Origin of the sequence: Luteimonas lutimaris, assembly GCF_039537065.1 — a bacterium.
Lineage (GTDB): Bacteria > Pseudomonadota > Gammaproteobacteria > Xanthomonadales > Xanthomonadaceae > Luteimonas > Luteimonas lutimaris.
On record NZ_BAAAZU010000024.1, the window covers coordinates 177202 to 190551 of the forward strand.

17 protein-coding genes are annotated in these 13350 nt (G+C 62.7%); 5 read left to right on the top strand and 12 right to left on the bottom strand.

Annotated features, from left to right (window positions below; all coding sequences use genetic code 11):
• Positions 1–136 precede the first annotated feature (136 nt).
• From ABD679_RS12190 to ABD679_RS12210, 5 genes are all read left to right on the top strand, one after another.
• On the top strand, positions 137–1348 hold the full coding sequence (locus ABD679_RS12190; protein WP_344760248.1) for a sensor histidine kinase: 1212 nt from the start codon (positions 137–139) through the stop codon (positions 1346–1348).
• 172 nt (positions 1349–1520) lie between these two features.
• A complete protein-coding gene (locus ABD679_RS12195; protein ID WP_344760249.1) occupies positions 1521–2162 on the top strand; it encodes a response regulator in 642 nt (213 codons plus the stop codon).
• A 199-nt stretch (positions 2163–2361) separates the two neighbouring features.
• Positions 2362–3567 (top strand): polyketide cyclase, encoded by a 1206-nt coding sequence (locus ABD679_RS12200; RefSeq protein WP_344760250.1) that lies wholly within the window; start codon positions 2362–2364, stop codon positions 3565–3567.
• A 107-nt stretch (positions 3568–3674) separates the two neighbouring features.
• Positions 3675–4022: a DUF423 domain-containing protein gene (locus ABD679_RS12205; protein WP_344760251.1), complete on the top strand. Its 348-nt coding sequence runs from the start codon at positions 3675–3677 to the stop codon at positions 4020–4022.
• A 2-nt stretch (positions 4023–4024) separates the two neighbouring features.
• Complete coding sequence (locus ABD679_RS12210) at positions 4025–4699, top strand: DNA-3-methyladenine glycosylase family protein (RefSeq protein WP_344760252.1); 675 nt, start codon at positions 4025–4027, stop codon at positions 4697–4699.
• Between the two features lie 42 nt (positions 4700–4741).
• Here the strand turns inward: ABD679_RS12210 and ABD679_RS12215 are convergent, their stop codons facing one another.
• From ABD679_RS12215 to ABD679_RS12265, 12 genes are all read right to left on the bottom strand, one after another.
• On the bottom strand, positions 4742–5002 hold the full coding sequence (locus tag ABD679_RS12215; protein WP_344760253.1) for a hypothetical protein: 261 nt from the start codon (positions 5000–5002) through the stop codon (positions 4742–4744).
• Between the two features lie 31 nt (positions 5003–5033).
• On the bottom strand, positions 5034–5651 hold the full coding sequence (locus ABD679_RS12220) for a YybH family protein (protein ID WP_425561901.1): 618 nt from the start codon (positions 5649–5651) through the stop codon (positions 5034–5036).
• Between the two features lie 673 nt (positions 5652–6324).
• Entirely contained in the window at positions 6325–6732 is a 408-nt protein-coding gene (locus ABD679_RS12225; RefSeq protein WP_344760255.1) for a hypothetical protein, read from the bottom strand.
• Positions 6733–7040: 308 nt separating this feature from the next.
• Positions 7041–7601, bottom strand: a complete 561-nt coding sequence (locus tag ABD679_RS12230; RefSeq protein WP_344760256.1) for a dihydrofolate reductase family protein — start codon at positions 7599–7601, stop codon at positions 7041–7043.
• Between the two features lie 81 nt (positions 7602–7682).
• Complete coding sequence (locus ABD679_RS15660; RefSeq protein WP_425561898.1) at positions 7683–8009, bottom strand: TonB family protein; 327 nt, start codon at positions 8007–8009, stop codon at positions 7683–7685.
• 126 nt (positions 8010–8135) lie between these two features.
• Positions 8136–8792, bottom strand: coding sequence for a glutathione S-transferase family protein (locus ABD679_RS12235; RefSeq protein WP_344760257.1), 657 nt, complete (start codon positions 8790–8792; stop codon positions 8136–8138).
• A 105-nt stretch (positions 8793–8897) separates the two neighbouring features.
• Positions 8898–9308, bottom strand: a complete 411-nt coding sequence (locus ABD679_RS12240) for a nuclear transport factor 2 family protein (RefSeq protein WP_344760258.1) — start codon at positions 9306–9308, stop codon at positions 8898–8900.
• Positions 9309–9443: 135 nt separating this feature from the next.
• Entirely contained in the window at positions 9444–9662 is a 219-nt protein-coding gene (locus tag ABD679_RS12245; RefSeq protein ID WP_344760259.1) for a DUF1737 domain-containing protein, read from the bottom strand.
• Positions 9663–9743: 81 nt separating this feature from the next.
• Positions 9744–10340 carry a gamma carbonic anhydrase family protein gene (locus ABD679_RS12250; RefSeq protein ID WP_344760260.1) on the bottom strand — a complete coding sequence of 199 codons (597 nt, stop codon included), beginning with the start codon at positions 10338–10340 and terminating at the stop codon, positions 9744–9746.
• Positions 10341–11095: 755 nt separating this feature from the next.
• Positions 11096–11521, bottom strand: coding sequence for a hypothetical protein (locus ABD679_RS12255; protein ID WP_344760261.1), 426 nt, complete (start codon positions 11519–11521; stop codon positions 11096–11098).
• Between the two features lie 72 nt (positions 11522–11593).
• On the bottom strand, positions 11594–12196 hold the full coding sequence (locus ABD679_RS12260) for a hypothetical protein (protein WP_344760262.1): 603 nt from the start codon (positions 12194–12196) through the stop codon (positions 11594–11596).
• A gap of 656 nt (positions 12197–12852) precedes the next feature.
• The gene (locus tag ABD679_RS12265; RefSeq protein ID WP_344760263.1) at positions 12853–13239 is read right to left on the bottom strand and encodes a VOC family protein; all 387 of its coding nucleotides are present in this window, start codon (positions 13237–13239) and stop codon (positions 12853–12855) included.
• Between the last annotated feature and the right edge of the window lie 111 nt (positions 13240–13350).

A 13350-nucleotide genomic window follows, 5' to 3' on the forward strand; every position in this document is an offset into this window, starting at 1 on the left:
TCGGCCGGAGATAACGAAACGGGCGCTTGGCCGCGGCCGGATTATCGCACGACCCGCCCGGCGGGGCGACTTCGACGGCAGGGCGTGCATGACTTCCGGGCGGTCGTTTCCCGGCGTTTTGTGCCTACCATGGGGCATGTTCGCGCGCTTCGACCACAGCCGTCTCCTGCGCTTCGCCGGCCTGTTCACCTGGGCCGTGGTGGGGCTGCCATTGCTGCTGCTGTCGCTGCCGCAGCCGATGGACCAGGGCGAGGAGCTGGTGGTCGCCGCGGCCCTGGACTGGCAGGCCTGGGTGGCCTGGGCTGCGTTCGGGTTCAGCTACGCCTGGCTGACCCGTGCGCTGAGCGCGCGCCGGGCCACCGCGGTGGACTACCTGCTGCTGGTGCTGCTGACCGGCAGCGCCATCGCGATCAGCTACTACAGCGGCAGTGGGCTGGGCAGCATCCTGCTGATGGTGGTGGCCTGCGTGCTGCCGTGGCTGCTGCCGCTGCCGGTGGGTATCGCCGTGCTCGCGCTGAGCGAGCTGGTGGTGGTGCCGGTATACATGCGGGCGCTGGGGTTCTCGTGGTTCGAGGCGCTGATGCAGGCGGTGCTGTACGTGGGTTTCGCCGGGTTCGTGTTCGTCACCAGCATGGTCGCCCGGCAGCAGGCGCAGGCCCGCGACGAACAACGCCGGCTGAACGCCGAACTGCGCGCCACCCGCGCATTGCTGGCCGAGAGCGCCCGCGTCAACGAGCGCACCCGCATCTCGCGCGAGCTCCACGACCTGCTCGGCCACCACCTCACCGCGCTGAGCCTGAATCTGGAGGTCGCCAGCCATCTCACCGAGGGCAAGGCGCATGAACACGTCGGCCAGGCCCACACCCTGGCCCGGCTGCTGCTGTCGGACGTGCGCGAGGCGGTCAGCCAGATCCGCGGCAACGACGCCATCGACATGTCGGCGACCCTGCTGCCGCTGGCCGACAACGTCCCGGGGCTGCACATCGACATGGTGATGCCGCGGCCGTTCCTGCTCGACGACCCGGATCGCGCCCACGTCCTGCTGCGCTGCACCCAGGAGATCATCACCAACGCCGTCCGCCACGCCCAGGCCCAGGTGCTGCGGCTGCGCTACGGCTGGGATGGCGACGAGATCCGCCTGCAGGCGCGCGACGACGGCCGCGGGGCGGAGAACCCTACCGCCGGCAACGGCCTGTCCGGCATGCGCGAGCGGCTGGCGGGCTATGGCGGCGAGCTGGAGGTCGAATCCGCGCCGGGGCAGGGCTTCACCCTGCGCCTGCGCCTGCCGCGCGGGCGCGGGGCCGGGCTCGGCAAACCCGCGGCCCCGCAGCCGGCGCCGGTGGCATGAACAGGCCGCGGACGAGGGCCGCGATCCGCCCGCGGGGCGTGGCCCGGGCTTGGCCCCGGACCGGATACGGATTGGCCGTCGCGCGAGTGCGCGGCGCAGGAGAAGGTGCATCCCGCACCGCTGGCGTCCCGCCCACGGGGCGCCCTGGCTCGAAGGATTGGGAGACGACAACATGATCCGCGTCTGTCTGGTGGACGATCAAACACTGGTGCGGCAGGGCATCCGCTCCCTGCTGGCGCTCGACGACGGCATCGAAGTGGTGGCCGAGGCCGCCGACGGCCAGCAAGCGGTCGAGCTGGTCCCGCAGGTCAAGCCCGACGTGGTGCTGATGGACATGCGCATGCCGGTGATGTCCGGCCTGGAGGCGCTGCAGGCGCTGGCGAAGCAGGACGCACTGCCGCCGACCATCATCCTGACCACCTTCGACGACGACCAGCTGGTGCTGGCCGGCCTCAAGGCCGGGGCCAAGGGCTACCTGCTCAAGGACGTGTCGCTGGAACAGCTGGTCGGCGCGATCCAGACCGTGGCCGGAGGCGGCTCGCTGGTGCAGCCCGCGGTGACACAGCGCCTACTGTCGGGCCTGGAGCACATGCGCAACGACTTCGTCAGCCTCGACCGCCCCGATCCGCTGACCGACCGCGAAACCGAGATCCTGCGCCTGATGGCCTCGGGCTTCTCCAACAAGGAGATCGCCAACTCGCTGGGCGTGGCCGAGGGCACGATCAAGAACCACGTGTCCAACATCCTCAGCAAGCTGGGCGTGCGCGACCGCACCCGGGCGGTGTTGAAGGCCTTCGAACTGCAGCTGGTCTGATCGACGCAAGCCCGCAGGCGGGCGAGGCGGGCACGGGCGCCGCGAAGCGGGCCCCGGCCCTGCCGAGCGCCGCGCCCGCTGCCGGCCGCGAACCCGGGATGGGGCACGTGCTCTCGAAGTTCTCGCCCGCCACGGCTCAAATTGCTACGATTGCCCGTCTGCGCCCGGCCCGGCCGGAAATGGTCCTGGAGAACCCTGAATGACCCGTCTCATCGAGATCCTGATTTCGTTCGCGATCGTTGCTGCCCTGATGTTGATCGTGGGCGTCGTCCTGCCGTCCAGCCGTCACCTCAACGAAAGCGTCGAAACAAACCGCAAGATGACCATCGTGTACGACACGGTCAACAGCCTGCGCCGCTTCAAGGACTGGAACCCGCTGGTGCTGCGCGACCCCGAGGCCAAGCTGACGCTGTCAGGCCCCGAATCGGGCGTCGGCGCGAAGCTGTCCTGGGATTCCAACGTCGGCCAGGTGGGCGACGGCAGCTGGGAAATCGTCGAGTCCGAGCCGGGCAAGCGCGTCAAGTACGCGATCCAGGACAACCGCCGCGGCCATGACAAGTTCACCGAATTCACGCTGACCCCGACCGGGCGCGGCACGGTCAAGCGCAACGTCCAGATCACCCAGACCTACGACGTCCAGTACGGCTGGAACCTGATCGGCCGCTATGCCGGCCTGTACGTCAGCCGCCACGTCGGCGAGGACATGAAGCTCGGCCTGCAGCGCCTGACCAACATGCTCGCGAGTGTCCCGAACATCGACTACGCCGTCGAAGGCAGCAAGATGCGCGGCATGGCCGAGGTGGAGCGCCCGGCCGAAGACCTGCTGGTCGTCAAGGCCGGCGCCGTCGAGCGCAACAACGACAAGATCAAGTCCTCCATGAAGTCCAACATGGAGTGGATCAAGCGCGTCATGGATGCCAACGACCTGGTCGCAGCCGGCCCGATGCGCATCATCTCCACCGAGCTGGGCCGCGAGAATTACACCTTCGACATCGCCCAGCCGGTCAAGAAGAAGGGCAGCGCCGACGACGACAAGGCCGCCGACAAGACTGACGACGAGAAGAACGCGACGGCCAGCGCCGACGAGGGCAAGGAAGGCGATGTCGACGAGCTGACCTTCACCGTCGACAGCCTGACCCCGGTCGTGGCCGCCGGCGAACCGCTGGACGTCAAGATTCCCGACGATGCCCCGGTCGAATACGTGCAGACCGAAGCCGGCCACGTCGCCGTGGCCTACTACACCGGCTTCATGGCCGAACTCGACAACGTGCGCAACGCACTGCGTGCCTGGGCGCTGACCCAGGGCTACGAAGTGGTCGGCCGGCCGTACGAGATCTACAAGAGCGGGATCGACAAGTCCTTCACCGCCGAGGGCGAATACGAGGTCTTTTGGACGCTCAAGTAATCGCCGCAGCGATGTAATCCCCGACACGCCGCGCCCCAGGGTGCGGCGTGTCGCGTTTCAGGCAGGCTTCCATGCACGCACCAGCACCCCGTTCCGCTGCAGGCCCGATGGCCGCCATCCGCTGGCTGGGCTCTGCCGGTGCCGTTTTGGCCGCGTCGTCGGTGGCGCTTTCGGCCTACGCATCCCACGGCGCCACCGGGGCAGGGCAGGCGACGCTCCACGTCGCGGCGGCCGTGGCCTTCGGCCATGGCGTCGCACTGGCCGCGCTTTCGCGGCTTGCCGGGCGCAGGCTTGCAGTGGCGTCGCTGTCGGGCCTGTTGCTGGGTACGCTGCTGTTCTCGGGCGGCATCGCGGTGGCGCACTTTGCCGGCGTGCCAGCCCGCGTCGCGCCGTTCGGCGGGACATTGCTCATCGTCGCCTGGCTTGCCTGGGCGGCCGACGCGCTGCGGGGATAGGGATGCCGCGCTACAGCCGTGGATTCGACACCGGGGTGGCGTTCGAACACCTCGCCCGCCGCGACCGGAAGCTCGGCCGATGGATGAAGCGGATCGGCCCGATCGACCCCGATCCGCGCTGGCGGAAGTCCTTCGATCCGGTCGACGCGCTTGCCCGCGCGATCCTGTACCAGCAGCTCAGCGGCAAGGCCGCCGCGACCATCGTCGGCCGCGTCGAAGCGGCCATCGGCAGCGAGCGCTTCCATTGCGACACGCTCGCCCGCATCGACGATGCCGGGTTGCGCGCCTGCGGCGTGTCGGGCAACAAGACACTGGCGCTGCGCGACCTTGCACTGCGCGAGTCACGCGGCGAGATCCCGACCCTGCGCCGGATGTCGACGATGCCGGAAGACGACATCATCGCCGCGCTCGTGCCGATCCGCGGCATCGGCCGCTGGACCGTCGAGATGATGCTGATGTTCCGCCTCGGCCGCGCGGACGTGCTCCCCATCGACGACCTGGGCATCCGCAAGGGCGCGCAGGCAATCGACGCGCTCGACGTCATGCCGGCGCCGAAGGCACTGCTCGAGCGCGGCGAACGCTGGGGTCCGTACCGCACCTATGCCAGCCTCTACCTCTGGCGCATCGCCGATGCCGCCGGCAACACGGCTGCCCCGACCAAGCGTTCCCAGGACTGACCTGAGACCTCGCCGATCACGGCCAAGCGGCAGGCCGAGCCATCAAGATGACGCCCTCTTGATCTTCGACGCGAGAAGCAGGATCAGGCCAATCATGGCGATTGCCCCGCCCAGCACGCTGCCGAACACCATCAGCAGGCCCAGGCCGATGGGGTTGCCGTCTTTCACGCCCAGCAGGCCATACACGAAGACCAGGTACAGCAGTATCGGAGCCCAGGACAGCACGACGGTTGCCACCCCGGCCATCAGCACCTTGGCCGGGAGCGACAGGCTCAGGAAAAATGCCTTGCTGCGCTGGATCATGATCACCCCCAGGCAATGCCAATACGCGCTGTCAGCTGCCCGGGACGGCAAGCGGCTCCTGGAACACCGGCTGGCGGGATGCGGGCGAGGCCTTGGCTGGCGCCGGCCCATCCGCTGCCGGCCGTGGTTTCGGCGGCGCGTTCATGCTGTCCATGTCAGAGGAAATCAGCCAGGCCTTGCCAGGCGCGCGCTCCAGGGTAAGGGTGAACTTCCCGATGTCGTGCGGCGCATCGCCGTAACGATACCCACCGACGATATAGCCGACGGTGTCTCCAGCAGCATAAGCGAGCGCGCGCAGCTGCAAAGGGCTGCCACGTTGGCCCTCATAGACTGCCTCGATGGCCGCGCGCCCGCGCACTGGCGGACGGTAGTTCTGCAGCAAGACTCCATCCTCGGTGAACAACAACGCGATCGCCTTCGCATCACCCGTGCGCCATGCACGCTCATAGTCCCGAAGTACTCGATCCAGGTCAGGTGGCAACGCAGATTCAGGGAGCTCCATCATCGCGGCTGGTTGCGGAGGGTCCTGCGCAAACAATGGTGACGCTGCCAGCAAGAGGGCGAGGGCGACAACGGAGAGAGTAGTGCGACTCATATGCTTCGGTCCCGTTGAAACAGGTGAGGGGACAACGCCTGAATCAGGCCGCATCGCGAAGCGCGCCCGGCTTGATTGAACTGTCAGCACTCTCCGCTGCCAATGCTGAGCACAGTTGGCGGATCTTCGGTTCCATCAAAGATGATGCATAAAAAATCTTCGTTGCGGCGGAACTCGGCGCTACAGACAGCCTGATAACCCTCACCACAGACAAGTTCCCCGAACTTGTCCCATGCCCTGGAGTCAGCCCCCGACGGTGCTGGAATCCATCCAGCACGAACAAGCGCGGCCCTTGCTTCTGGATACGTCTCTCCGCGAGGAATAACAGGCGATACGGCGCCCGCCAGGATGCCGCCAATCAGGATGCCGATTGTCAGTGTGGCTTGCATAGGATGCTGGCGCCAGAATCAAGCCGCGCCGCCGGTTTGAACTGTTGGCCATTATTCCATTGGCTGGCGAATGGTGGTTCTCCATTTCTCGGGGAACGCCTTGTGTACATGCATGGTCTGCGCACAGCGACCCTCCTTGAACTGCTCGAATCGAATCTTCCTGAGCCTGGGCAAGATCGAAATTGAACGCCGGGACATCAATTTCGGCCACCTCCTTTGTCGAAAGCTTGTACAGCTCCCTCAATTCACTCTTGAGGTCGATCTTTCCCACGAACTCCCCAATGACGGCCAATGCCTGAATCAAGCCGACCCGCGAGCGGGTTCGCCAGGATCAATTGTCAGGCTGCATTTGTGCCCCTGATCCTGGCAGGCACCGACGCCGCCAACGCCCAGAGCAGGGTGCTGGCCGAGCCGGCGGCGACCCCTATGGTCAATGCCAGCCAAACCGAGCCGCGCTCGCCGCCGAAGTTGAGTTCCGGGTTGCCGGCAAGGGCGACCGAACCGGGGAGCCAAAGCACCGCCCCAACAAGCGAAGCGAGAGAGGCGGCACGCAGCACTGTGCCCCGCAGGCTCAGGACGACGGCTGCACCCGCCATGGCACAAGGAACGAGCGCGGCCAGGACATTGCCAAGCGGCAGGCCACCAGGCAAGCGTGACTCAAGGTACGGCGCGCCCACGACGAGCGAGAATATGGCGAACGTTGCCAGGGCCATGAGTGCCACAACGCTTGCGCTTTTGGTGGTCATGGTTGCGACAGCACCTGTTGTGAAAGCCTGACGCCGGCTGATGCAGCCATGACGAGGAATTCAGTGGCAATCCCGGAGTTGCGTTGGGTGTCCATGAGCGGTCTCCGTGAAGGCTGGCGCTTGAGTTGAGCGGCTGCGCAGCCGTCCGTCTTGAGCGAACTGATTGGAATCCGAGGCCCGACCTTTGACGGACGATAGCGCCAGAACAAACTCGTCACAAGAACGCGAGATGGGGAGGGCGTGCGTGCGACAGACGCATCGCTGACGATGCCCGCGCACGCGCCGAGAAGCAGCATCGGCTTGAAGTGCTAGCCGCACTCGCGCCGGTAATGCATGGCGACCGCGCCGTTGCGGAGTGGCTTCGCGGAAACCAGATCGAGCCGTCGCGTACCGGGCAGCCCACCCTGGTACAGGATCGGGCCATGGCCGGCGATCCTGGGATGGACGAGAAACATGTACTCGTCGATCAGATCCAGCCGATCCAGCTCGGTCGCGAGCGTGCCGCTACCAACGAGCACGCCGGCCGGAGTCGCGTCCTTCAGTTTCTGCACCTCCGTGCGAAGGTCGCCGGCGATGTGGTGGGTGTTGGTCCACCGAAAGTCCTTTCGCATCGACGACACCACGTACTTCGGCTTGGTCTCCAGCTTGACCGCCCACTCGCGGATCGCCGGTGGCGCCTCTACGTCGCCCCGGGCGACTGCCGGCCAGTAACTCTCCATCATCTCGTAGGTAACGCGGCCCCACAGCATCGCCCCGCTTTCGTCCATGAGGCGGGTGAAGAAGGCGTGTGTCTCGTCGTCGGCGATCCCCTCCCGGTGGTCGATGCAACCATCGAGGGTGACGTTGATGCTGAAGGTCAAAAGCCCCATGGCTGCGAATTCCTCGTGGCGGCTGGCGCCTGGATCAATCCGCGCCGTGAAGCGGGGTGGGCCTGAGTGAATTGTCAGCGGCTACGGCTCGCCCAACTGGAAATCGAAGGGCACTACCCGCGTACGTGGTGCCGAACCCGCCGAGTACCGCCACTTTGCCACCGCAGCTTGTGCCGCACCAGGCCAAGCGGGATGGCCGGATGATGAAACGATTTTGGAGGAGCGGACGTATCCGTCCACATCAATTTCCAGCTCCACAGTGACCTTGCCGCTGCCCAGCTCGGCGACACGAGGGGCTTCCGGCGAAGGGCAGTGAACAAGCTCTGGATCCAGCCCATTGCAGGTTGAGTCTGGCAAGACTCCTCCAGTCGCGCCGGCAACTACGATCAGAATGCTGAGAACGCTCATGGCCGCCTACCGCGTGAATTGAGCCGACCCGCGAAGCGGGTCCGGCTTGAATGAATTGTCAGGCGCCAGCCCGTGCACGTCCGCGCCGAAGCGCGTAGCGGTCTGACGGTCGGCTTGAATGAACTGTTAGCCCCCAACATCATGAGAAGGATCGTTGATTGCCAATTGCGCGGCGAAAGCCCGCTTGTACGCAGGCCGTGCCTCTCCACGAGCAACATAGGCAGACAAATTGGGAAACTCGCCCAATATGCCGGAAGGACGCAGCCTGAGCAGCACGTGCACCATCATCAGGTCGCCTGCGCTGAACGGTCCATCGAGCCAGTCGGCATTGCCCAGTCGAGCCGACAGCTGATCCAGCCGATTGCGGATGCGGTCCTGGACAAGAGGCAGGCGTTCCTTGCTCCATGGTTTATCGGCCTCCAATATCTTGGCTGTGACAAGTTCAAGAATCGGCGGCTCCACCGTATTGACCGCAGCAAACATCCAGGTGATGGCACGCGCACGCGACTTGGCATCTTTTGGCAATAAACCCGCATGGCGTTCGCCGATATGCAAGATGATTGCGCCGGTTTCGAACAAGGCGAGATCACCTTCCTCATAGGTTGGAATCTGGCCGAAAGGATGAAAGCCCAGATGCGCCGGTTCCTTCATGGCACTGAACGAAACAAGGCGAATCCCATAAGGTTGGCCCACTTCTTCAAGCGCCCAGCGCACGCGCATATCACGTGCCAATCCCTTGCCTCCATCGGGCGATCTTTCGAAGGTAGTTATGGTGATGGTCATCATGCAGTTCCTTCGGCAACTATTGGGGCTAACGTTCAAGTTCGGCTGATGGCAACCCATGCTGCGGGTTGACGGTCGGCTGTAGCGCATTGTTGGGTCGCACTTCTATCCCTTCACGTAACCCATCGCTTCGACGATACGTCCGCCACGGACCCGCATCAGGTTGATGCCGCGGATGGATTGGCCCTCGTCTTCACCCCAGCAATAGCGCCATCTGATAACGACTCGCTCACCGACGACAAATACTTCCTCGCGTGCGAACCAGGTGCCGGTCGACTTCGCAAGACCCTGCCAGTTCTCCAGACACGCTGCCTTTCCGACGAGACGGGCTCCGTCTGGGGCAGGATTTGTGTTCTCGATTACGCAATCATCCGCGACCAGGTCCTCCATGGCATCCGGATCGTGACGATCGAACGCGTCGTGAAATTTTCTGATGACTTCCCTTGTTTCGATTGCTGCGCTATCCGCGGGACCCAGGATGGTGATCTGGTCCGGGGTCAGAGTTGAATGTTTCATACAACAGTCCTCGATTCGTAAGTCGTGCGGGCCAGCGCCCGGGCCAAGCAAGCCTGCGTAGCGGAGCCAACAACATGGCGGGCTCTATCTGCCATGTTGCTGGTGTAAAGAAATAGGCACGGCTTGAACGAATTGTTAGGCGCGACCTTCGAAGGTGCCTGGAAGCTGATGCTTTGTGCCTGGCCAGATGACGGCTTGCGCCAGGACGATTCTTTGGCCGTCGAATGTGGCCGCAGGCGAGCCGTAGAGTTCATAGCCAAGCGCAAGGGCTTCACTGACACGTCGACAGAACGCGGCATCATCCGGGCCCGTCAGTGCACGATAAGCAGGCAGATCGTTTGGTGGTTGTCTCATGAACCGTCCTCAATGGCGGATGCGGGGGCCTGACGTTCGACTGGAACAGCCTGCCGAAGGAAGGTCCGCTTGAAGCAGGGGTCAAGCGCTCAGCTCATTCGATGCGTGCGAATCCAACGCTTCCGATATGCGACGTGTGATCTTCTGCATCGTTGCCTCGGAGCGCTCGAACCCGTAGACCGTGCGCGGAAAGTCCAGGGGCTTCTGGATCTCCCAGATGCGTTCATGCTCTCCTGGGGGCAACATTTGCGCGGGGTTTCCCACGGCGACCCAGCCAACGGGAACCGTTGCGCCCTCGGCGACATGGGTCTTGAGGTGTACGACCCCATTTATTCGAACCTCGCTACCTTTGCCCAGGCGAGCCGAATGAAAGACCGCCGCGCCAGTGGCGATGAACACTTCATCTTCAACAGTGCAACCCACCACGTGGGCGTTGGGCCCGACGAGGCAGTTGTTTCCGACGACCAGGGGATGGCGCCCCGTGCTTCGGAGAACTGCGTTTTCCAGAACGATGCACCCTCTTCCGATGGAAATGGCCCCGCCCTCAGCGACAACCTGCGCGCCGTACATGATGCGGCAATCAGGGCCGACTGTGACGTTGCCGACCACAACTGCATTTGGTGCCACCCATGCCGTCGGATCGATGTGCGGCGAAACGCCGTCATGTTTGATGAGCAAGTTGTTCTCCTTTGGGGGTTTGATGGCGCTTGACGCCCGAAAGCATCGGCGCTCGCCCACGTTGCGGGTGATCGCTCGCTGGATTGAATTGTTGGAACGCACGCTGCGTCATTCGGTCCGGCAAGAATAGGTGCCTCGACCAAAGTCGGATTGCCTTGGTCGCCGATGTTCTTCTGGGCGAGTTCTCAAGTTGCGGATGAGATACAGCCTTACGCATTGTCGTTACTCCCTTCTGGAATTCGTTTTGAACTGCGGCTTTGATAGCCCGACGAACGAGAAAGAGAGAAATCGACAAGTCACTGCATGAATAATTTTCCGGCGTTCAATGAAGCCTGCCGGGCGCCCTAACCCCTAAATCGAGCCGACCCGCGGGGCGGGTGGGGCGTCAAAAAAGTGGGCACTGGCTGCTCACCTTGAGACAGGTGATGTCCGGCACTCGGACTTGGTCGATGTGGTTGACCGCGACCTCGTGGGCGCGGCTCTCCACGCTGGCCAGGAACCGGGCCAGGTCCGGGCGCCTGCAATAGATCCGGCTGAGCGGGCACGCATGCCAGGCTCGCGCATCAGGCGCTCCGTCCGGCGCCAGCTCACCGCTTCGCCCCTCGCCGCAGCACCGCGTGAATCCGCGGATTGCCATAGGTCTCGCGACTGCTCGCGTGCGCCAACCGGATTTCTAAGGGGTGGTGCACTTGAGCTTCGGGCGGAGGGCTTGCTGACGACCTGAACCTGGCATCACTACAAGACAGTTGCTGGAATCAAGCCGACCTGCGAAACGGATCCGGCTTGAATGAATTGTCAGGCCTCAACGCCCATTGCCACCAGCTCCAGAGCTTGAGCCATGCGAATTGCCCGAGATAACCGCTGCCAAAAAGCAATAGATCGCTGCAGAACGAGAAAAAGGTTCGCATGCCGGGAATAGCGGCAGCGGCGCGGCCCGTGGCGAGGAGACACGGAAGGAGTCTCTGCCAGAGCATCCGCAAGTACGGCAGCAGACTCTCGGAGAACAAGGAAAGCGTTTGGAGGCCCAGCAGGGTGACAAGAACATCAATACCTGCGGCATCCAACAGCGGAACCAACAGACGTAGCTCAGGATGCATAGCCAACGACAAGACCAACAAGGTCGTGAGGATGGCTAGCAGACGACGAAATAGTTTTGGATTGTTCCAGAAATGCGATTTCATCTTGAGGGGCCTAACGCTGAGTCAAGCCGTGCCGCGAAGTGGCGTCAGCTTCAATGAATTGTTAGCCGCACGTCACGGCAGAAGTTCTTTGACAGTATTCCCGTTTGCATCCAGGACGGATATTTGAGAGTTACCATCCGCGGTTACGCTCATGACGATACGCTTGTTGCCATCACCATCACGGAGTGCCAATGAGGCTGCACCATCATCATCGCGTCCGAGCCAGACCCTGCGACGAACGTCAGTTCCGGATGGGCTATCTGTGACAGCTAATCCGGCGAAACTGTTCTCTGCATCATCAACGCCAATCAATTGCACCACTTGATTTGCTTCGTAGCGGTCGAATGAGAGGGCACCGCCGGAGTTGCGCACTTTCCCGTCCTTATCTTTGTTTCCGCCAAAAATCAGGCCGCCAATTTCAGATCCTTCGTCGTTGAGAAAGATTAGGCCGGCTTGAGGCCGATCCAGCGGCTTTTCTTTGCCCCGCACCAATACGCCAGGAAGCTTGGCGTGATTTGAGATGATGAGTCGTGGCGTGCCGTCCGGCTCGACGATATTGATGCGCTGGACAGTTATCTCATCTGCAGTGTTGGTGCGCCCGTGAACTGCACCGCCGAGAAATATTAGTGTCAGTAGACCCGCATATACGGACAGAAACCAGTTGGCTTTCGACATTGCTGTTCCTCAGTGATGGACCGCGACGCCCGGCAGCTGGCTCAGACGAACCGCCGTGGCCTTGAGGGCATCACTGTACCGGTACGTCGTTCTCGGACCAGGATTTGGCATTTTGGACACTCCTGAAGTTAGATCAGAGTGTCCACTGAACTGCAGGAACTACCGCTTCGGCTTGAATGACTTGTTAGGCGGCTGCCATTTGCAGAAGTAGGCTGACTTATCCACGTACGAAGCGACCACACTCTCGGCGTTGTCCACGCTAACGTTGCTGCATGCATGAGCACAACCTCCGCCAATAGCGGCACAGGCGCTGCGAATGCAGGCAAGCATACAAGCGTCTACTGGCTCACACTCCGAGGCAATGCGCTCAAAGTAGGCTTTATCTTCAGCGCTATTCGCTGATACGCCTTCAGTTGTGCACTGACGTCTCCAGTCGACGTTGGCAGCGGCGTGTGCTGCTTCGGCTGGTTGTCCATCTTGGGTGCAACCAGTTATTGCACTGCAGATCAAGAGCGTTGCAATGAGAATAGATGAGCGCATGCTTTTAGCGGCCTAACGCCTGAGTTAAGCCGACTTGCGTAGCGGAGGCAACAACATGGCAAGCTCTTTCTGCCATGTTGTTGGTGTAGCGAAGCAAGTTCGGCTTGAACGAATTGTTAGGCCGCACTCTCGCGGACCTGGAAGATATTGCCTTCGGGGTCACAGGCATTGCGAACCACGAACCCGTGACCTTGCCATTGCTCTGGAAGGACCTGCCCGCCCAAAGCTTGCGCTGATTCTTGAGCGCCCGAAAGACTAGGGACGGTGCAGAAGAACTTGATAGCGGCATTATCACGCAGCTGCGGCGGGCTTGTGATTGCAACCTGCGACGCAGCTTGTGGGGGCATGGCGTGAACAATGAGCTGCAAATCTTGCGAGCGAAGCACAACCATCTGGTCAGTACGATGAGCGGCGGCCATGCCGAGAACAGACTGGTAGAAGCCAGAAAGGCGATCAGGGTCTTTGGCGTAGATGAAGATGCCGGCGCGAGCTGGTGCGGACACGATGACTCCAAGCTATGAAATTAACCTGCGGCGAAGGCTCTTGGAGGGTGTACAGATTTTTGTGTAACCGGCGATGGGGTTCACTGCTGAGGAAGCCTTTCCTCGTATCGG